The sequence below is a fragment of the Labrenzia sp. C1B70 genome (assembly GCF_000475395.1).
Taxonomy (GTDB): Bacteria; Pseudomonadota; Alphaproteobacteria; order Rhizobiales; family Stappiaceae; genus Roseibium; species Roseibium algicola.
Map to the genome: position 1 here is coordinate 111625 of NZ_AXCE01000008.1, position 20620 is coordinate 132244.

The window sequence follows — 20620 nt, forward strand, 5'->3', positions numbered from 1 at the left end:
AGCATCCATTCAACAGGAGAAATCAGCGGTTTTCGCAAAAACAGGCACTGGCACGGAAGTTGCTGAGCAGCCTGCGGCCCGCTTTGGGGCTTTCTGGAACCTCCTTAAGTGACGACAATCAACGCCACGCCCAGCGCGGCAACCTTCTACGTCTCACCTGCAAGCACGTCGGTGTCTCCGGCCACGGAGGAGCCATCTTCCGATACAACTTCCGGACAAACGACAACGGGATCTGGAACCAGCACCCTTACCTCGTCCCAGACGCTCGCCAGTTACGATGCGATCACCTACCAGGAAGTCAGCTCGGACGACGCAGACCATATCCGCGCGCTGACCACCACCCAGATCCGGCAACTGATGGCAGAAGACCTTGCCGCCTTTTCCGCGAGCGAGTTGCAGGCACTGACGGCACCCCAGATCGCCGCCCTTTCCGCCACCCAGATCCAGGATCTTTCCGGAACACAGATCGAGGCGTTTTCGCCCGGTCAGGTCAAGAGCTTTGCGACATCCGTCCTTGCCGGGTTCTCCGACAGCCAGTTTTCGCATTTCGGCTCTGACGATATTTCAGCACTGACCAGCCTGCAGGTGAAGGCTCTTTCACCCGCGAGAGTGGCGGGCCTGAGCCTGGAACAGTTTTCCGGCATGGCCAGCACCCAGCTTGGCATGCTGAGCGTGTCGCAATTCCGCAATCTGACCGTGGACCAGGTTGCGGCAATGACGGCGGAACAATCCGGCCAGCTGACGACCACCCACATGGGCAGCCTGACGATGCCGCAGGTGAAGGCGATCAGCGTCGACACACTGCTGTCGCTCGCCAGCACCCAGTTCCGGGCCCTCAGCAGCCAGAGCATCGCCGCACTGACGACGACCCAGTTCGGTGCCCTGACCGCCACCCATATCGGCACGCTGTCGACCACCCAGGTAAAAGGACTGACGCTGCCGGAAATATCCGCGCTGACGTCCTCCCAGCTTGCCGGGCTCACGGCCCAGCAGGTCTCCGTGCTGTCGACCAGGCAGGTTCAGTCCTTCTCCGAGGACCAGATCCAGACCTTCAGCCCCGGGCAGATCAGGTTTTTTTCCGGAACCTCCATCGGCGCCATGACGACCACGCAGATCGGCGCGCTGACGGCTCCCCAGATCGCAAATTTCAGCAAGGCACAGATCCAGGGCCTTACCCAGACACAGACGCGGTACCTGAACGAGACCCAGCTCGGCGCGCTGAACTTCTCACAGATCGGTCAATTGACCCGGACGGCGGTGGCTGCCCTCGGGGCTCAGCAGGTCGCCTCACTGACGGCAGACCAGTTCGCGTCTTTCTCGGCAACGCAGATCACCTCGCTCAACAACGAGGTCATTTCCGGCCTCAGCGAGACCCGCATCGCCAGTCTGACCACGACACAATTCCAGGGACTGACCGCCGGCGACCTGTCGCTGTTTTCCGAAGACCAGTTCAAGGCGCTGACCGAGACCCAACTGACCTCGATCACCGCAACCCAGGGCAAGGCGCTGAAGGAAACCCAGATCGCGCTTCTTACCGGTACACGCCTGAGCGCCCTGTCCAGTTTCGTGATCGCAGGGTTCAACGAGACCCAGTTCGACGCCCTGTCGACCGACCAGATCGGCGCCTTGAGCGTCAACCAGGTGCGCGGCATCGGCACCACGATGATCGCCGCACTGGATGAAACCCAGATCGGCGCTCTCGGCTCGCTGCAGGTTCGCTCGCTGACCGCTCCCCAGATGCGGGCCTTTTCCGCCGGACAGCTCCGAACTTTCAGCACCGAGCAGATCGGCTCGATGGGCTATGCTCAGGCGCTAGCCCTGAATGGCACGACAATCCACCAGCTCAGCAGCGACCAGATCGCCGCCTTCAACAGCACAGCCATCAAGGGCTTTTCCACCACCACGATTGCCGCGCTCGGACCGGAGCAGATGGAAGCGCTGTCGAGCAGCTTCCTGTCGAACCTGTCGACCAGCCAGTTGCGAAGCCTGACCGAAACCGCCTTCGCAAGCCTGAGTGCCGAGCAGTTTGCGGCGCTCGGCAACACGCAACTTGCCGATCTTGCCCCGGCGCAGATCCGCGGTTTGAGTGAAAGCCATATCGCGGCCCTGACGCCAGACAGGCTGGAAAGCCTGACTGCCACTGCCCTGTCGGGCCTGACCGGCTCCCAGATCGGGTTTTTCTCGACGAGCCAGCTCAGCCAGCTTGCCCCTACCCAGATTGCCGGTCTCTCGGGCCAGGCAATCGCCGCCCTTGGAACGGACCAGCTTGCAGCGCTGTCGATAACGCAAGTGGCGGCTCTCACCGGCGCACAGGTGAAAAGCCTGACCGCATCGGCGGTTTCATCGCTGTCGTCCGATCAGTTCCAGGCGTTGTCCACGACCCAGATTGCAGCCCTTGCCGGCAACACTGCCGGCCTGACGGATGCTCAGGTTTCCGCCCTGCAGGGCGAGCGCCTGAACGCCCTTTCGGCAGCCGGCATTTCTTCCCTCGGCTCCGGCCAGATCGCGGCTCTGACACCGGACCAGATTGCGGCGCTGAGCAACACACAGGTTTCAGCTCTTTCCAGCACCGCCGTCGGTCAGTTGAGTACGGCGCAATTCGATGCCTTCACGACAACGCAGATCACATCCCTTGTCGCCAATCAGGCCAAGGGCCTGACCCGGGACCAGATTGCCTCCCTGTCGACAACACAGGTGGCAAGCCTTGCACCTGCCGCACTAGGCGCCCTCGACAGCACCCAGACCGAAGTGCTCTCTTCGACCCAGGCGGCCGCGCTATCTGCCAAACAGATCGGCTCGCTGTCGGCCTCCGGGCTTGCCGGCCTGAACAGCGACGTTGTTGCAGGGCTTGAGAAAACCCAGATTGCGGGACTGACAGCCACACAGACCGCATCTCTCGGCGCAACCCAGATCGCCGCATTGTCCGCGGACCAGCTGGCCCAGTTCAGCTCTGTGCAATTGCGTGCCCTGACCCAGACGCAGATGGCGGCGGTGACGGCGACCAAGCTCGGCTCTCTGTCGAACGCGCAGTTTGGAGAACTGACGGCAGCCGCAATCGGCGGCCTGCGTGAAGAGACCATCGCCGCCCTGACGACGACACAACTCGGCTCCCTGACAACGACACAGATGAAAGGCCTGACCGACGATCAGGTCGATGCGCTGTCGCCCGAGCAGATCCTGGCGCTGAGCGACAAGCAGATCGGCGCCTTGTCTGCAACAGGTCTCGCAGGTCTTTCCGCCTCCGACGTGTCGGGCCTGACAACAGCCCAGTTGACCGGCCTGACCGGAGTTCAGTTGAAGGCCTTGAACGCAACCCAGTTCGAAGCCCTGGTGCCGGATCAAATCGCGGCGCTGACAGCAACCCAGATCGCCAGTTTCAACGCGGCGCAGGTGACCCGCCTGACAACGGCACAGGTGGAAGCGCTGACCACCACCCAAACCGCAGCCCTTTCGGCCACCGGGATCAAGGGCCTGACCCGAACCGCAATTGCAACCTTGAGCGATGCCCAGCTGGCCGCCTTGACCGGCACGGCGATGGCGGGCCTGGCCACCACGCAGATCCAGTCTTTCAGCACCGGCCAGATATCCGCCCTGTCGGTAACACAGGTGAAAAGCCTCAGCGCCGGAACGATTGGTGCGCTCAAGGCCACTCAGGCAGCCGCCCTTACCAACGAACAGCTTGCGGCCCTGAACACCACACAAATTGCGGGCCTGGGTGATGAAGCCCTTGAAGCCTTTTCGAGTGAGCAGATGGCGGCGCTGTCACGGTCGCAGATCAGCAGTCTGAGCACCGCGGCGCTGACCGGACTAACCACCACACAGACCGCCTCCCTCTCCACATCACAGATCAGCGCGCTCACGAGAACACAGATTGGATCGCTGTCGGCTGATCAGATCGGAGCTTTCACGACCAGCCAGATTGCCGGGCTGACGACCACCCAGGTCAGCGCCATTTCCGGAGACGCTGCTGCAGGACTGAGCCCGGCGACCACCGCCTCCCTGTCGACAACACAATTGAACGCGCTTTCAGCCGCAGCCTGGAAAGGCCTTGCCCCGGCAGCTGTTTCCGCCCTCTCGACCAGCCAGATATCCAGCCTCGCTGCAATCACCATCGGCCTTCTGAACGGCGATCAGGTCGGAGCGCTATCGACCACGCAGATCGAAAGCCTGTCGAAAACGCAGATGCAGCGGCTTTCCGCCGAAGGTCTCGGCGCCATGAGTGCCGGGCAACTGGGTGCTCTTACCGACAAGCAGATCTCCGGCCTGTCTTTGAAAGCCCTTGCCGGTCTGACCCCGACCCAGGCAGACCAGCTTGGCCCGGACAAACTGCTGTCGCTGACCTCCGAGCAGATATCAGGCCTCTCCACGAGCGTCATTTCAAGCCTGGCGCCGGGCACGATCGCCAGCCTCAGCACGCATCAGGTAAAGGCCCTCACGGCAAGGCAGACAGGTGCCCTGACAACTGAGCAGGCCGCCGCCCTCACCGGAAATCAGATCGCTGCAATGTCGACAGCCGGTATCGGCGGACTTTCGTCCACGGTCCTCTCGAGCCTTTCGCCGGAACAGATCTCCCGGTTCGATCCGGATCAGGTCGCCGCGCTTGCCCCCGGCGCCCTGGCAGGAAGCGGCACTGCCGTGCTTTCCAGATTGTACGGGGAGCAGTTTTCCGCATTGACCGCCGGTCAACTTGCAGCTCTCAAACCAGCGCAGATCGCGTCCCTTGAAAGCGCAACGATAGCCGGACTGGCAACGACACAGATTGCGGGACTGTCGGCAGCGCAAGTCGGCGCTCTCACCCAGGATCAGATCGGAGCGCTTGGCACACGTCAGGTTGCGGCGCTGACACCTTCCGGCCTGTCCGGTCTGGGGGCCGATCAATTCTCCTGGCTGTCAGCCAGCCAGCTCGCCATGTTCAGCGGAAAGCATGTTGCCGGGCTTTCGACAACAACAATTGCCGCACTCGATGCAACGAGCCTTGCAGCTTTCTCCGGCGGACAATGGGCGAGCATGACCGCCACCCAGGCTGCAGCCTTGACGGCAACGCAAATCGGCACACTGACGCCATTGCGGGTCTCTCAATTGTCGCTGATCGAGATGGGGGGCCTTTCCAGCTCGGCAGCCGGTGCCCTGTCCGCCCCTCAACTGGCCGCGCTGACAACAGGACAGGTTTCGGCCCTGTCCCAAAATGCTGTTTCCGGCCTGAGTGCGGCACAAATCAGTGCGCTGTCCGAAGACCAACTCACAGCTCTGACGACCAGTCAGATCGAGGGATTGTCCGGAGCGGCGCTTGCCGGGCTTTCGCCAACGACGCTTGCCACCTTCACAGATCCGCAATTCGGCGCACTGTCGGCCACCGCGATCAGCGGACTGAACACCGGCCAGATCGCCTCCCTTTCCAGCACACGCATTGGCCTTTTGACGCCAGCCGCAGCCGGAGGCCTGACCGGGGCGCAGATCGCCTCGCTGACCACCGACCAGTTGGCCGCGCTCAAGCCCGCACAGATTACGGCCCTTTCGGCCAGCGGCATCAAGGGACTGACGGCAGCGCAGCTCTCCCAGTTCAACTCAGGTCAGCTTGGCGCCCTCGGCTCGACCGGACTGGAGGCCCTGACCGCCACCGCCATTGCCGGCCTCACGCTGTCGCAACTGAGCTCGCTCTCCACCTCGCAGATGGAATATCTGTCGGCGTCGGCGATCTCCGGTCTGAGCGGGGACCAGATCGGCGGTCTGGCGACAACACAACTTCTCGCTCTTGCCAGAGAGGCGGTCTCCGGCCTGACGGCAACCCAGATTGGCGCCTTGTCTGCAGACCAGTTCACCGCCTTCACCTCGACCATGATCGGCGCCCTTTTGCCGTCGACGATTGCGGGACTTTCGGAAAACCAGATCGAAGCGCTGACCCTGACCCAGATCAGCGGCCTGAGCGCTGCGCAGGTCGGATCCATTTCCACCAGCGCGCTGGCCGGTCTTTCTCCGGATGAAATCGCCGAAATGAGCGCGTCACAACTTGCCGGTCTCGTGCGTGTGCAGTTGCGCGCCCTGTCAAATGCGCAATTCACGGCTTTGACCCCATCCCAGATCGCCTCCCTCAGCGCAAACCAGGTTTCCAACCTGACCAGCAGTGAAATCTCGATTCTGTCCTCTACCCAGTTCGGAGCGCTGACCTCGCGCCAGGTCGGAGCACTGACAGTCACGCAGCTGGGTGCCCTGGCACCGGAACGCATCGGAGCCATGTCTTACGCCCAGCTGTCCGGCCTCACCGGAACCCAGATCCGTTCGCTCAGCGCGCAGGCGATCGCTGCCCTCGGCCCGCAGTCGATCGAAGCGCTCGACGCCGACCAGATCGGACACTTCACAGAGACACAGATCGCGACCATGACACCTGAGCAAATCGCCGCCATGGCTGTAGCGGTCTCCTGATCTTTGCGCCATCATTCCGACTCACCAGACACACCCAGGACCGCCACGAATGGCAAATGAAACCAGCCTGTCGATCGTCGAACTCATCGGCGCGGCCGAGGCCCTGAAAGGCAACGGCTCCTTTGGTGCCGCGGAAGTTCTCTATGGCACCTGGGTGGCACAGAACCCGGATGACCCACTGCTGTATGCAGTGCTTTTCAACCAGTCTGTGCTGTTTTCAGAAACCGGCAAGCTGGCGGCTGCGCGCGAGACCCTGGAGCGCGCGCTGAACCTCAATCCGAGCTTTCATGCGGCCCATATCAACCTCGGTCGTATTCTGGAACAGCAGGGGGATATCGGCGCGGCGGTTGGCCAGTGGAACACAGTGCTGGAACAGACCCTTGCGGTGACGCCGGCTTCGCTCTCCGTTCGACTGACGGCCCTCAACCAGATCGCTCGCACACTGGAAGCCGCCAACCAGGATGTTCTAGCCGAAAGCATGCTGCGCCAGAGCCTGGAACTCGACCCGCACCAACGGGAAGTCGCGCAGCATTTCATTGCCCTTCGGCAGCGCCAGTGCGAGTGGCCGGTGGTGCAGCCGCTGGAACGGGTAACGCCTTCACAGCAGGTGTGGGCCATGTCGCCCCTGTCGGCCGCGGCCTTCAGCGACGACCCGCTGTTTCAGCTTGGCCTTTGCGCCGACTACAGCCGCCAGGACGTCGGAACGCCCACCGCCCCCATGAAGGCATGGCCAAAAGCCATGGAGCACGACGGCCCGCTGCGGATCGGTTACCTGTCGTCCGATCTTCGCGAACATGCCGTCGGCCACCTGATGGCGGAAGTGTTCGGCCTGCATGAGCGGTCCAAGGTGGAGGTCTTCGCCTATGATTGCGGCCCGGCGGCGGATGATCCGCTCAGCCGGAATTTCCGGGAAACCACCGACAACTGGCGCACCATTTCCGGCATCGACGACGAAGCTGCCGCGCGGTTGATCGCCGAAGACGGCATCCAGATCCTGATCGACGTAAACGGCTATACCCGGGAAGGCCGTACGCGGCTGGTCGCACTGCGTCCGGCTCCGGTCATCGTCAACTGGCTCGGTTTTCCGGGCACGACGGCCAGTCCGTTCCATCACTATATCGTCGCCGACGACATCATCATTCCGCAGGACCACGAGATCTATTATTCCGAAGAGGTTCTGCGCCTGCCCTGCTACCAGCCGAACAACCGCAAGCGCGTCGTTTCCGAGCGCATCTGGCAACGCTCCGATTTCGGACTGCCGGAAGACGGCACGGTGTTCTGCTGCTTCAACGGCAGCCACAAGATCACAAGGTTCTGCCTGGACCGCTGGTTCGCCATCCTGAAGAAGGTACCGGGAAGCGTTCTCTGGCTGCTGACTGGCGGCACGGAAACCGACCAGCGTCTCAAAGCTTGTGCCGAAGCGGCAGGCATTGCTCCGGACAGGCTGGTTTTTGCCGGGAAGATGGCCAACCCCGACCATCTGGCACGTTATCCGCTTGCCGACCTCTTCCTCGACACCACCCCCTATGGCGCCCATACCACCGCCTCCGATGCCCTCTGGATGGGCGTGCCGGTCCTCACGATTGCCGGAAAATGTTTCGCCGCACGGGTCTGTGCGAGCCTGGTCACTGCCGCCGGTCTTCAGGAGCTCGTCTGTCCGACGCCGGAAGATTACGTGAAACGCGCAGCAGACCTCGGCAAGGACCGCCAAGCGCTGCGGGATCTTCGTCAACGCCTGACCGAGAGCCGGGACGACTGCCTCCTCTTCGACACGCCGCTTCTGGTTTCGAAACTGGAAGGTCTTTATGCTGAAATGTGGCAGGCATGCCGCAGCAATACGCTTCCAAAAACCGATCTCAGCGATCTGGACGCCTTGCTCGAAGTTGCCGCCGGCATAGACCACGAAACGACAGACATGCTGGCCGTGGACGATTATCCCGCCACCTGGCGCGATCTTCTCATTGCACGTCACGAGGCAAGGCCATTGTTCAGCCGCCGGTTTCTGGACTTTACCGGGGCCTGACCGACATCAGCCTCGGGAACGAGTGGGGTGTTCAGGCTTGCACGAGCACGCCAAGTCGTTCCACGGTGAGGTTCACCTGTTCATCCGTCAGGCCCGGATGTATGGGCAGACACAGGATCCTGCTTGCCAGCATGGACGCAGTTTCGAGACGACCAGACCGGCGGCAATGCTGCAGAACCGGCTGGTCGTGCAGTGGAGCGGGATAATGAACTGCCGTTTCTATGCCTGCCTCGCGCAAACCTCTGGCAAGCGCTTCTCGATCCTCCAGAACGACGGCATATTGCGAACGGGCACTGCCTGCCAAGTCCGGACTGCGGACATAATCCAAACGACCAGTCTCCCGGAGAGGCTCGAGGAGCCTGTCGTATAGCTCACCGATACTGCGGCGACGATCCAACGCCTTGCTGAACCGTTCGAGCCGCGCCAGCAGGGCAGCGGCGGCGATCGAACTCATCCTGCCGTTCATCCCCAGCCGCAGGTGATAGTACTTGCCGCCTTGTCCATGGTCACGGATCTCGCGAAGCGCGCTGGCGAGCGCCTCATCGTTGGTGAAGACCGCTCCGCCGTCCCCTGCCCCGCCGAGCACCTTCGTCGGAAAAAAACTGGTGCATCCGAGCCCCGCCAGATTGCCGCTCCGCCTGTCTTCCAGCCCCGCCCCCAGGCTCTGGGCAGCGTCTTCGATCACTGAAATTCCGTGCCTTGCGGCAATCGAATTGATGGCTTCGAAGTTGGCAGGCAGTCCAAAAAGCGAGACCGCGACGATGGCCTTGGTGCGGCTGGAAATCGCTGTTTCCAGTTCATCCGGGTCAAGCAGGCCGGACGGGTGCAGGACGTCTACCAGAACCGGCTCCGCACCGAGCACAAGAGCGCTTTCCGCTGGCGCGATGAAGGTAAAGTCCGGAACAATGACTTCATCACCCGGCCCAATGCCGAGAGCCATCATGGCCATTTGCAAGGCCGTCGTTCCCGAAGCACAGGCCACGGCAAACCTTGCACCAGTTATCCCGGCAAGCTTTTGTTCCAGCTCGGCAATTTCCGGACCGCCGACAAAACGCCCATGTGAGAACACCCTGTCGATACCTTCCAGAGCCTTGGCCCGGACAGGTTGCCATTCGCCAACCACATCGGCGAAGGGAACAATCACCTTCACGCCGCACCTTCCGGTAGCTTGGAGGTCTCGAATGCGCATCGTCTGATTGCGTCCGACAGTCGAAGTACAGCGAGCGCCTCTTCAGCTGTCGCCAGTTCAGCCGCATCACCTGCTCTGCTCATGACAAAAACTTCGGCCTGCCGCGTCAGCGGATCCGACCGCCCGTCTGGCGACAACGCAAGAAGGTCGAAACAGCGCGTTTCATCTCCGTCCAGCCAGACGTCAAGGCTGCGCTTCCGTTTGCTGGCTCCATGGACCGCAGCCAGCTCATAGGATCTGTCGCCAAAACCGAGACGGCAGCAGACATAATCCAGGCAGCCTGCCGTCCTTCGGCTCTCCAGCACCGTTATCTCACAGTCACTTGTTCCCTCGAGTTTCACGATCCAGTCCAGATCATGCACCATCAGGTCGGCGATCACGTCCGGGCCGCCGGAAACGCTTTGCATCCGGGACAGCCGTTGCACGCGCACCTTGCCTGAGCGCTTGCGCAAGGCGGCCATCGTGCTTTCGATGACCGGGTTGAAACGTTCGACCTGCGCGACCGATAGCCTGGCACCGCCGGTGCGGGCCGCGGCAATCATCGTCTCTATCTCTCCCGGGCACAGGGACAAAGGTTTTTCGACAAGGCAATCAATGCCGCGCGCGAGCAACGGAACGGCAGCCTCGGCATGCCTTTCGACAGGAACCGCAATAACGGCAGCTGCAAACTCGTTGGCGAGACCATCGATCGATCGCGCGAACGGGATCCCGTTTGCAGCAATCTCTTTGCCCCCGTCTTCATCGACGATACCGACAAGAGAAACGCCGGGCATCTTGGACAGGCATTCCATATGGAGCTGGCCCATCTTGCCAAGGCCAACCAGCAGCACGCGCAACGGTTCCTCGGAGACAATTTCGGCAAGATGCAGGGTCACGATTTCGGCTTCCTGAAGGACGCTATCTGCCGGCGGCACCGCTTGAGAACCTGCTTCTCAAACCCCTGCCAGGCCATCCGGACAGCCAATCCTGGAAATCTGTGTCTTTCCAGTTCCCTCTTCCGACCCTGCAATTCCCTCCTCAGGCCCTGCACTTCTCTTTCCAGTTCAGCGATCCTCGCCTTGTGTCGCGCATCATCGTTGGCAGCGACTGCCGTATCCCGCTCCAACTGAGCTTTCGCCGCCCTGAGGTCTGCATCGGCGAGGTTTTTGCAATGTTCCGCCTGTTCCTTTGCCTTCACCCGCGGTGCTAGCTGACTGACATAGCGCGATGCGGAGGTCAGTCTCTCGCCATCGTGCAGCGTACCGGCAACATCACTCCAGCGTTCGATGGTCCTGTAGTAGATTTCCAGCCATCGATCCACGGCAGCTTCCAGGCCGGCGTTCGCCCTGATCCACTGTGTCACCGTGCGCGCATCCGATGCGTCGTAACGCTCCAGTTCACGCTCGATCTTGTCCTGATGCAAAAGCTGGTTCTGCAAGGTTCGGATGCCGAAATTCAATCCACGCATGCTTTGCAGATTGGAGGAACTGACAAGCCCGCCAAGTTGACCGTAATCCATGACGACAACGGCACATCCGGATGCCATTGCCTCGATTGCAGCGCGCGCCTTTGCAAAGACAACGTCATAGTCCGCCAGGATGGTCTCCGGGTGCGCGGCGGAGCGGCCGGAGTTCTGTCCAACGACATCGACGCGCTCGATGCCCATGCGGGTGCAGGCGTCGCGTATCGCCTTCGGGACCTGAGCCGCAGAATTGCTGAAGACAAGTGCGGACTTCGGCTTGTCCGGAAGGTCCCGCACCTTTCTGAAACGGTCGAGATCGACAAAATTATGCAGGACCGAGATCTGGTCAGCCGGTACGCCCGCACTGGTCAGAAGACGTTCCCGGCACAGGTCATCAACCGCGACATAGTGCAGGATGTTCGGGAAGACCGGTGGCCATTCCTGCCAGGGAATCCAGCCGTGACAGGTATAGGTGACCGGCACTTGCGGAAAACGAAGCGCGGCCGTCATCGTTTCCAGATGATGCTGCCCGTGGATCACATCGGGCACCGCGGACAGGTCCCGCAGGTCGTCAACGACAGGAATCGTCGCCGCTCGGAGACGGTCGGCAACCGGGCCAAGGCTCTGGCTGTAGGCGACCGGGAAGTGCCCTCGCCGCATGAGGGCCAGCGCCAGATCCCTGAGATAAAGCTCCGACCCGGCTGGTTGATCCAGCGTGTTGTTGGTCATCAGGATCCGGAGCGGACGACGGTCAGCCTGCATGAGGCGTCATCCCGAGCGCTTCGCGAACCTGCGAGGCAGAGGCAAACCGCTTGCCAAGGAGCGTGCAGAGTTCGCTTGCCCGGCTAACCAGTTTCTCGTTTGTAGCCGGTTGCGTTCTGTCCGCATCAAGCCACAGAAAATCCTCCAGACCGGTTCGCACACCGTTTCCGAACAAGAGCCCCAGCGTGTTGGCGGCAAGCTGGCTTTCGCCGATGCCACCTGCACACCAGACGGATTCTGGAGGCAGATCCTGCGTGATCGCCGCCAGATGCAAGGGCGTTACCTGTGCACTGCTGAGATTTCCGAGCAGCACATTGAAATAGAAGGGAGGCTTCAATATCCCCCGGTCTGCAAGATACCTGGCGTAGTTCACCATGCCCGCATCGAAGACCTCCAGCTCGGGACGAATGCCGCGGTCTTCCATGGTCTTTGCAAGGCGGACAACCATGTCCGGTGCATTGATACTTTCGGTGCGGGCAAAATTCAGCGAGGACAGCGTGAGGCTGGCCATGTCAGGCCTGAGGTCCCCTGTCAGCAGCAAGGGGTCTGAACGTTGTTCGAACTCCGGGAAGTTCCGACCGCTGAGGGACACGCAGATGATCACATCCGGGTGCGTTTCCCGGATACCTGCAATGATCCGCCCGTATATGTCTTTCCGGAATGTTGGCCGGCCATCCTCGTCTCTTGCATGAATGTGCAGGATCGTCGCGCCAAGGTCCGCACACAGGCGGCAGTCGGCGATGATCTCGTCCGGCGACAGCGGCACGGCCGACGACATGGCACGGGTCGGCACCATTCCCGTGGGTGCAAGGTTCAGGATCAGGTCCTTCATGGGGATTTCTGAGCTTGCCTGTCCTGTCCGTCAGATCTGACACGAGCCGGATTACCAACCACGAGAGCACCCGGAGGAACGTCTCTGGTCACAACACTGCCGGCACCGACAACTGCATTTGCTCCGACACGAACACCTGGAAGAATGCGGCTGCCACCACCGATCTTCGCTCCGCGCTCGATATAGGGATAGACCATCGGTCCGCCTTTCAGCTTGTCGTTGAGCGTAACGACTTGCGGGCCGATGAAGACGTCATCTTCAACAGTAACCCCACGTGTAATATGGCAGCCGGTCTGAATGGAAACGTTATCGCCAATGACACATTCGCAAATATTGCAATGCGACCCGATAGTAGTTCCAGAACCAATGCTTGCATTCTTGTGAATTATCGTCATGGAACCGACACGTGTACCGGGTCCTATTGTGACGTTTTCCTGCACCTCCGTGAGTGAGGCATTGTAAAAAAGCACGTCGGGAAAACGTTCTTCTGGCGTTTCGGATTGGCTCATGTGATTTGACGGGGCTGTTGTTGTTGTTTTTGAAGTTCAGGTCTGCGGAACAATGGCATAGCCGTTGACGGCGTGAAAGGTCAAAAGCTTTCAAATACGCCTTTGCCGCAGGTGCTGTTTCGCGGTAGTCCACATGCCCGTTCCCGTCCTGTTACGACAGGACAAACACCACGAACCGCGAGACCTGACACCTTCACACGGAACGTGTTGCGGGCAGACAGACAAGGCAATGAAGACAGCATCGGATCAGCAAAAAACAAACGTCCAGCGCCTTGGCGAGAAGATGGCGCTCGACCACGGATTTCTTGGCGTGCCGACCCAGACCTTCGATGAAGGTGGCAGACGTCAATTCGCAGAGCTCCTGCGCGAAGGCTTGTCGCCGGAAACGAGTGTGCTGGAAATCGGCTGCGGTTGTCTGCGGACCGCCTACTGGCTGATTCCCTTTCTTGGAGAGCAAAACTACTGCGGTATCGAACCGCACCGCGACAGGGTGCGTTGGGGACTTGATCTGTTGTTTGATGATCAGGTCCTTCGACAAAGACAGCCGCGTTTCGACCACAATGCCGAATTCGACCTGTCCGTGTTCGGTAAAAAGTTCGACATGGTTCTGGCGGGGTCCATCTGGACCCATTGCAGCAAGTCTCATATCCGCACGATGCTAGAGGGTTTTCTCCAGAACTCGAGCGAGAATGCGGTTTTCCTCGTTTCCTACCTCCCTGCGAAGTCCCTGGAAGAGGACTACAACGGCACAGCATGGGTCGGCACAAGCCATGTTTCCGATGAACCGGGGATCGTTCGCCACAGCAAGTCCTGGATCGACACCGAGTGCACCAGTCTTGGACTTCGTGTGGATTTTCTCGACCGGAAGGCCTTCGACGGACAACTCTGGCTGCGGGTACAACGGGCATCCAGCATCGGCTTTCCCGGCCGTCTTCAAGACTGAGCCGCTTCACGCCGTCCACGAAACACGCCGCAAGCATGTGGAACCATGACGTTTCGGCAAGCGCGTTGTAATTGTATTTCCAAGAAGACTTGCTAAATAAGAATCACTTTGAAAAAATTTTATCCGGAAGGGGCCCATGGCGGATTTCAGCGCTCAGATTGAAAAGTCGAAAAAGGAAGTTGCCGCCGCGAGGCAGAAGATCGACGAGCTGACCTCGAAGATCGAAACCGCGAAGTCCAAGCTGGACACCGGGCAGGACATTTCCATCGACATCGAGAACGCGTCCCTGGACGATGTTCACAAGCACACCGAGCTCATGGGCGCCAACATCGCCGAGCTCATCATGGGTCTTGACGATGTCACCGCGACCTTTTCCAAGGACTTCGATGCCATGCGCACGAAGACCGGATGGGAAAGCTTCATCGGCATCTTTTCCAAGCAGCGCTCCGACAGCATCCGCCAGGAACGCATGCGCTCCGCCAGCATCGACGACAAGCTTCAGGACCTGATCACCAAGTCCAATGTCATCGGACAGCTGCTGCAGGAGCAGCTCAACACGCTGAACGAACATTCCAAGCGCGTGGAAACCAACCTCAGCGAAACACTGAGCCAGCGCGAACAGACTGTCGGCACGCTGGAGGAAATCAAGGCCAAGCTTGTGGCCATGGATCCGGACGTGATTGCTCTGGAAAACAAGATTTCCGTGGAGACCGATGCCTCCGAGCGCACCAAGCTTGAGAGCCAGCTGGCGGAGATGAACGCCGAATACAACCGCCTGGCCCAGGAAGAGCAGGTCAAGCTGGCCGAGAGCCAGACGCTGGAACGCTACATCGAAAAGGGCAAGACCTGGGTCGACAGCCTTCAAAACCAGGCGGCCACCCAGATGGTGCTGATCAACAAGCTGCAGACGGACACAAAGCAGCGCGTCGTGCTTTACGATGCGCTTGTGAAATCCCTCAAGACGGCCCAGCAGCAGGATATCGCCCACAAGATCAACGAGATCGGCGTGGCCACCGACAAGGAAGCCCAGTCCGCGATGGCCGCCATCGGCTCCGCAACCAACCAGCGCATGGCCGACATGATGGAAGCCCATGAGGACCACATGGTGTTCGCCCGCAAGGTGCTGGAGGAAAAGGCCAAGTCGGACGAGCGTTTCGCGCGCCGGTTCCAGCAGATCGTCGAGAAGCACGACAAGAACACGTACGGGGCCTGAGGGTCTGAACCGTGGATCTGACCCTGGACCACAGAACCCTGGAAGAAGCGCATGAAACACGGCGCTACTTCGCCAAGTTCGAGCGGATCATCTCGCATTTGCAAGGGGTGGCGGAAAGCGTCATCAACGAGAACACCGCGCTCGCCTCGGAAATACCGGTTCTGAAAGAGTACCTGGAAGCGCTGTCGGGAACCTTCACGGCGCTTTCCTACAAATATCTGCTGGCGGGCCGCGTGTCGGACATGCTGCCCTCGCTTTTGAACATCGACCGTCAGGACAGCGGCTTCCCGATCTATCAGGAACTGCTGCAGATGGCGAACGACGCCATGCAGGCGGACAAGCATTTACGGTCGCTGCCGGCAATGCGCGAACTCAAGCTGGAGATGGTCAACCATATCCTGCGTGAACAGTCCTCGCCGACCAACCTGCAGTTTGCCGCCTCGCAGCGCCAGTATTACGAAGAGCTCGCCAAGGGCGACCTGTTCTGGGCACGGAACGACCCACGTCTGGCCTGGATGGGCAACGTCGTCGACAACCGCCGCCTCTACAGGCTGCATTGGGCCGTCTATGACAGTCAGCAGAACATTCCGCTGATCTACATTCTCGACCTGGAAGACAGCGGCAAGTGGCCTCTGGCCAAGGACGAGCGCCGCTGGCCGCGCGTCCAGAGCCATCTGACCGCGCAATCCTCCGCGTCCCTGAAGCTGGTGACAATCGCCCGTGGCTTCGACCGCGACTTCGATGACCTGCATCCCAAGCGCCTGCGCCGGTTCTTTCTTGGGCCGATGTACAGCCACACCTTCACCCAACAGTCCGGTCCGCTGCGCGACGTCCTGGCCGAAGCCGCCGGTCGTCCTGGAGAAGACTGGGCTCTGGCCTGGACGACCGAAACCCTGGTCGCCTCCGGCTCCGAGTTCGAATCCGCAGGCTTCTTTTCGTCGGTCGAGCGGCAGATCTACCAACTCGATCCGCTGTCGGCACACAATCCGGCTTCACAGGAAGTCGCTGGCCATACACACCAGCAGCGATCGCTGATCCTGCCGCAGCGGCCTTATCAAATTCTGGAAGAGCGAAACCCGCCGGGCTTTGCCAATATCCGCAAGTATGTCGTCAGCCCTTCGGGCAAGATCCTCAGTTACAAATAGGTTTTTCGCGTGACCCTTTCCAACGACCTCATGGAACTGAAAGAAGACAAGATCCGCGAGAAATGCGCCTTTGCGGAAGCAATGCTCCAGGGCTTCGACCACACCCCGCGGATCGCCAAGAAGTCGGATGCGCCCGTTGCACAGGACCGTTCACCCGGCCTTGGCGCCCGCCGGAGGTTCCGCTCCACGACGCCTGGCCTCGTCACTCGCTCCACGGCACGTCCCGAAGGTGTGCAGCTTTCAAACCGGATTCTGGAATGCGACGACGATGCGCTGACCACCCCGCTTCAGGCGAGCGTTCTGCGGTCCCTGCGCCGGGCGCTGGCTGTCGCCCAGGTGGCGTCCGACCAGTTTGCCGACCAGACCGGCCTTGCCGAGCTAAAGCGCGCCAACCTTGCCGGAACGCTGGACGCCTCGCAGAAGATGCGGTTCCAGGATCTTCTGTCGGCAACGGCCATGATTGCGCTGCACGTCTTTGCCAACATGACGGACTTCCTCCTGTCGGGGCTCTCGGCCGAAACCGGTGAAACCGAAGTCCAGTGCGGCGACGTCGAGGAAATCCTTTTCGACAACGACCAGCTCGCCCTTCATGGTGTTCTCTGGGAGCTGGACCAGGAAATTGCCGCCGCCGCGATTGAAACCGATGCCCAGTTAATCGGCCTGGTGACGTCCTTCTGCGAACAGCTGATGGAAAAGGTGACACTACGCGCGGAAGGCGTCAGCGTGCTGCAGGCATTCTCGGAAAGCCGTTACCGCGTGGAAGCGGACAATTTCGAGATCACCGGCTTTACGCCTTCTGCACGCACGCACTCGACCACGCTCGCCATGGCGTTCAAGAAGCCGGAAGAAGTCGTCGGCAACCACATCGCCAAATACCAGGCGATGAGGCTTGCCAAGATGCTGATGGCCTACGATTTCGACCGCAAGCTCAACCCGTTCGCGGAACTCGGCGGCTTCATCTTCACCTTCATGGGCGACGGCAAACCGGGCACCGGCAAGACAACCCTGATCCAGATGATGGCCGGCATGGTCAACGACTATTGTCAGGTCGCCGGCTATCCGTTCCGCTATCAGAACCTCTCCACGGAGAGCATCGACAGCTACCAGGGCAAGTCTGCCCAGAATGCCAAGGCCTTCATCCGCAATGTCACCGACCCGAATGTGATCGGTTTCGGCACCATCGACGACATAGACCAGCTTGCCGGCAAGCGCGGCGATCGCCAGTCCTCCGCCGGCCAGCTCGAAATTACAGCGGTCCTGATGGAGAGCTTTGCCGGTGCCAACACTGTGGTGCGCGGCAACTGCACGTTCGGCATGTTCTCCAACTATCCGGAGAACGTAGATGACGCCCTGCGTCAGCGCGCCGGCGCCCGCTTCCTGGTCGACGGCCCGCAAAGCCGCGAGGACTACATCGACATCCTGCATCTGCTGATGGGCAAGAACCACTCGATTCCAGTCGGCGACCATGATCTTTTCGAGGCCCAGGCCCTGAAGAAGGCCGTTGCGGCGTCCTACGAGCGTCACTCCCGGCCACAGGAAGATGCGCTGACGAAGGTGTTCGACAAGGTGCGGGCTGAAATCGGTGACCTGGACACGATCGCCAAGCTCGGGACCTACCTGAAGGCCATCCAGCAAGCGGACGAACGTTTCACCGGCCGGGCGATCAAGAACATCACCGATGCCGTGAAAGTGCGGGCGATGGACTTCGAATTGCCGGATGCATGGATGGAAGATCCGGAACTGTTCCTGTTCAAGGACTACGAAACCAAGAAGGCGATGATCGCCGACCTGGCGCAGCCGATCACCGTCGACATGGTCATCCAGGAAATCAACCGCTACGCGGACAGCGAATTCCGCTATGCGGACAAGTCGGACGAGGTTGCCATCGAGAATGCCGTGCGCGAGATGCAGCGCATGGAAGAAGCCAAGCGCCGCTACATGGAAATCACGCGCACATGATGAGGCTCGTCAAACATGGCTTGATGTTCGGCAACCTCTACGAGGTCTCCGCACCGTCCATGGTGGCCCGCTACAACCGCGCGCTGGAACACCTGACCGGCAAGCGAACGGCGCTCGAAGCCTTTCACGTCGACATCTCCGGATTTTCACCAGAAATCGGCGATGAACTGGACGACATCCACTACCTCAATCCGCACGGCTGCAATCGGCAGTTCATTCTGCTGTCGATCGAACAGAAGACCGCACCGCTGCTGAACGCGCGGTTCTCCACGTCGCGTTCGATCCTGAAACGCTTCATCGAGGACAATGAGGAACAGCTCTTTGCGCTGTCGATCCGCGATTGCGTCGTCGGTGAACTGGTCAACTCGATCTATTCCATCACCTCGCCGCAGGACCTGTTTTATATCAGGGCGATCGAGGTGGAGGCGGACACCGTCGGCGGGCATTCCGAAGCAGGTGATGAACTGGCTGACAAGATCGAAGCGTTCATGAGCGAGCCCGACGGCTGGTGGGACGATGTGCTGATCGCGGACATGATCGAGCTTTCCAAGCACACCGGCGACATCATCCGCACCCCCTTAGCGATCAGTTCGAAAAGCTATGAGCAGGGAAATTTCCATACCTCCCATTTCGGCGGCCTCTACATCTTTCGCGATGTGAAGGAAACCGCATGCATCGCCTCCAGGCGCATGGACATTGTCGTCGACCTGCCCGTGAAGCACCTCTTCAGCCTGGAAGACCGCTACGAGGTGGCCGATTTCCTCAATCGAAACCAGTTGGTGGAGCCTATCCTCGATGCAGGCGGCAGCGTCGCCAAGAGCCTTTTGAAACAGAAACTGGACTTCATCGTCATCGACACGGCCGCCAGCCAGGGCGAGGATCTGTCGGACGTCTCGCGGCGCGACCTGCGCGCTTTGAGACGCAAGTATCACCAGCAGCTCCCCGCGGAATATCACGCCCTCAACGACATCGTGCACAGGCTGGAGCTGAAAGACGACAAGCTGTGGGTCGAACCGGAAAACGCGGCCTATTTCTACCTGCTTCGCTCGCGCAATCACCGCGACAAGAACCTGGTCAACATGCTGCTGTCCGAATTGACACCGCTTGACTTCCGCCAGCTTTTCATTTGTCACAAGGACGCATTCTACGGTCATTACCGAAGCTGGAGCGAAGCCAAGAAGAACTACGCGGTCCAGTTCCTTGCGGAAGAATATATGGTCGACAAGGTCGGCACGCGGCTGGAGCTGTTCGGACCGGAGGCCGCCATGGCGGAAGAAGACCAGGCCGACTACGGCTTCGGCAGGAACATGGGGCCGTGGGGTGCAATCCCCGAGGAACAAGACGGCGAGGACGGCGTACAATGAAGTGGATCAAATGGATAATCGGCATTCCGCTCCTGCTGATCCTTGTCGCCTTCCTCCATTACACGCTGCCGGGACGTGATGTGGTTCGCATCGTCGGCACCGACGTCAAGCGCATGGACATCGGCGCTTCGTCGCTCTTCTGGGCCGCCCCCGATGCAGGTACCAACAAGAACTGGACACGGGACGTCCGCTTCATCAACACGGTCTGGCCGAACGGCAAGCCAAGGGTCTACCGCAACGAAGACACCGATTGGGGCTGGCCGCCCTATTTCAAGTTCGACAGCAGCAACATCACCGCCCAGGCGCAGGATCTGGCCAAGAAAAGCGATGATGTCTGGATCGCCGTCACCCACTATGGCTGGCGTGTGGAGCTGTTCACGATCTTTCCCAATGCCATCAGCATCGAGGTTGTCTCCGGGCCGGATGTCTTCCTGATCCCCTGGTTCAATATCCTGTTCGTCGTGGTGCTTGTCGCCCTCGCCTATCTGATCATCAAGACCGTCAACGCCTTCAAGAAACGCCGGATCGACCCGGTGGTCGACGGTATCGACGACTTCATGGACGATGTCGGCGATAGCGCCGAGCAGGCCCGCGCCAGCGCCCATCGTCGCGCGAGCGAAGCCACGAGCGGCTTCCGCCGATGGCTGAAGCGCTGGTTCGGTTGACGAGACCGGAACGGCGTGCCTCTCTGTCGGCCGTGCTCTCTGCACCGCCCTCATCCTGAGGAGGACCGCCAGGTCCGTCTCGAAGGATGGGCTTCATACTCCTGAGCAAGCGGCCCATCCTTCGAGACGGCGCTTGCGCGCCTCCTCAGGATGAG

At 60.5% G+C, this 20620-nt stretch carries 13 protein-coding genes; 8 read left to right on the top strand and 5 right to left on the bottom strand.

What is annotated here, in order from left to right; all coding sequences use genetic code 11:
- Nucleotides 1-108 precede the first annotated feature (108 nt).
- Entirely contained in the window at nt 109-6420 is a 6312-nt protein-coding gene (locus tag Q666_RS44295; protein ID WP_023003176.1) for a hypothetical protein, read from the top strand.
- A 49-nt stretch (nt 6421-6469) separates the two neighbouring features.
- Complete coding sequence (locus tag Q666_RS44300) at nt 6470-8443, top strand: tetratricopeptide repeat protein (RefSeq protein WP_023003175.1); 1974 nt, start codon at nt 6470-6472, stop codon at nt 8441-8443.
- Between the two features lie 31 nt (nt 8444-8474).
- On the opposite strand, the gene Q666_RS44305 is transcribed toward Q666_RS44300, so the two are convergent.
- From Q666_RS44305 to Q666_RS44320, 5 genes are read right to left on the bottom strand one after another with little or no spacing between them, the layout of a single operon-like run.
- Nucleotides 8475-9593 carry a DegT/DnrJ/EryC1/StrS family aminotransferase gene (locus tag Q666_RS44305; protein ID WP_023003174.1) on the bottom strand — a complete coding sequence of 373 codons (1119 nt, stop codon included), beginning with the start codon at nt 9591-9593 and terminating at the stop codon, nt 8475-8477.
- A complete protein-coding gene (locus Q666_RS64810) occupies nt 9590-10507 on the bottom strand; it encodes a Gfo/Idh/MocA family oxidoreductase (RefSeq protein ID WP_152533318.1) in 918 nt (305 codons plus the stop codon). Before Q666_RS64810 ends, Q666_RS44305 begins: the two co-directional genes overlap by 4 nt.
- The gene (locus tag Q666_RS44310; RefSeq protein WP_023003172.1) at nt 10504-11835 is read right to left on the bottom strand and encodes a glycosyltransferase; all 1332 of its coding nucleotides are present in this window, start codon (nt 11833-11835) and stop codon (nt 10504-10506) included. The genes Q666_RS64810 and Q666_RS44310 overlap by 4 nt, the downstream gene beginning before the upstream one ends.
- Nucleotides 11825-12667 carry a 3-keto-5-aminohexanoate cleavage protein gene (locus Q666_RS44315; RefSeq protein ID WP_023003171.1) on the bottom strand — a complete coding sequence of 281 codons (843 nt, stop codon included), beginning with the start codon at nt 12665-12667 and terminating at the stop codon, nt 11825-11827. Before Q666_RS44315 ends, Q666_RS44310 begins: the two co-directional genes overlap by 11 nt.
- Entirely contained in the window at nt 12664-13176 is a 513-nt protein-coding gene (locus Q666_RS44320) for an acyltransferase (protein ID WP_023003170.1), read from the bottom strand. The genes Q666_RS44315 and Q666_RS44320 overlap by 4 nt, the downstream gene beginning before the upstream one ends.
- Before the next feature lie 229 nt (nt 13177-13405).
- Between Q666_RS44320 and Q666_RS44325 the strand changes: the two genes are divergently transcribed.
- From Q666_RS44325 to Q666_RS44350, 6 genes are all read left to right on the top strand, one after another.
- Complete coding sequence (locus tag Q666_RS44325) at nt 13406-14119, top strand: class I SAM-dependent methyltransferase (RefSeq protein ID WP_023003169.1); 714 nt, start codon at nt 13406-13408, stop codon at nt 14117-14119.
- Nucleotides 14120-14255: 136 nt separating this feature from the next.
- Nucleotides 14256-15332 (top strand): hypothetical protein, encoded by a 1077-nt coding sequence (locus Q666_RS44330; protein ID WP_023003168.1) that lies wholly within the window; start codon nt 14256-14258, stop codon nt 15330-15332.
- Nucleotides 15333-15343: 11 nt separating this feature from the next.
- The gene (locus Q666_RS44335; protein ID WP_023003167.1) at nt 15344-16477 is read left to right on the top strand and encodes a hypothetical protein; all 1134 of its coding nucleotides are present in this window, start codon (nt 15344-15346) and stop codon (nt 16475-16477) included.
- 9 nt (nt 16478-16486) lie between these two features.
- Complete coding sequence (locus Q666_RS44340; RefSeq protein WP_023003166.1) at nt 16487-18436, top strand: ATP-binding protein; 1950 nt, start codon at nt 16487-16489, stop codon at nt 18434-18436.
- Nucleotides 18433-19800, top strand: coding sequence for a DUF6638 family protein (locus Q666_RS44345; protein ID WP_031270360.1), 1368 nt, complete (start codon nt 18433-18435; stop codon nt 19798-19800). Before Q666_RS44340 ends, Q666_RS44345 begins: the two co-directional genes overlap by 4 nt.
- Nucleotides 19797-20465, top strand: coding sequence for a DUF1523 family protein (locus Q666_RS44350; protein WP_023003164.1), 669 nt, complete (start codon nt 19797-19799; stop codon nt 20463-20465). The genes Q666_RS44345 and Q666_RS44350 overlap by 4 nt, the downstream gene beginning before the upstream one ends.
- Nucleotides 20466-20620: the final 155 nt, after the last annotated feature.

Coding starts and splice junctions, on each gene's coding strand:
- Q666_RS44320 (WP_023003170.1), bottom strand. CDS start 13,176: ATGAGCCAATCCGAAACGCCAGAAGAACGTTTTCCCGACGTGCTTTTT.
- Q666_RS44300 (WP_023003175.1), top strand. CDS start 6,470: ATGGCAAATGAAACCAGCCTGTCGATCGTCGAACTCATCGGCGCGGCC.
- Q666_RS44325 (WP_023003169.1), top strand. CDS start 13,406: ATGAAGACAGCATCGGATCAGCAAAAAACAAACGTCCAGCGCCTTGGC.
- Q666_RS44330 (WP_023003168.1), top strand. CDS start 14,256: ATGGCGGATTTCAGCGCTCAGATTGAAAAGTCGAAAAAGGAAGTTGCC.
- Q666_RS44345 (WP_031270360.1), top strand. CDS start 18,433: ATGATGAGGCTCGTCAAACATGGCTTGATGTTCGGCAACCTCTACGAG.
- Q666_RS44350 (WP_023003164.1), top strand. CDS start 19,797: ATGAAGTGGATCAAATGGATAATCGGCATTCCGCTCCTGCTGATCCTT.
- Q666_RS44310 (WP_023003172.1), bottom strand. CDS start 11,835: ATGCAGGCTGACCGTCGTCCGCTCCGGATCCTGATGACCAACAACACG.
- Q666_RS44315 (WP_023003171.1), bottom strand. CDS start 12,667: ATGAAGGACCTGATCCTGAACCTTGCACCCACGGGAATGGTGCCGACC.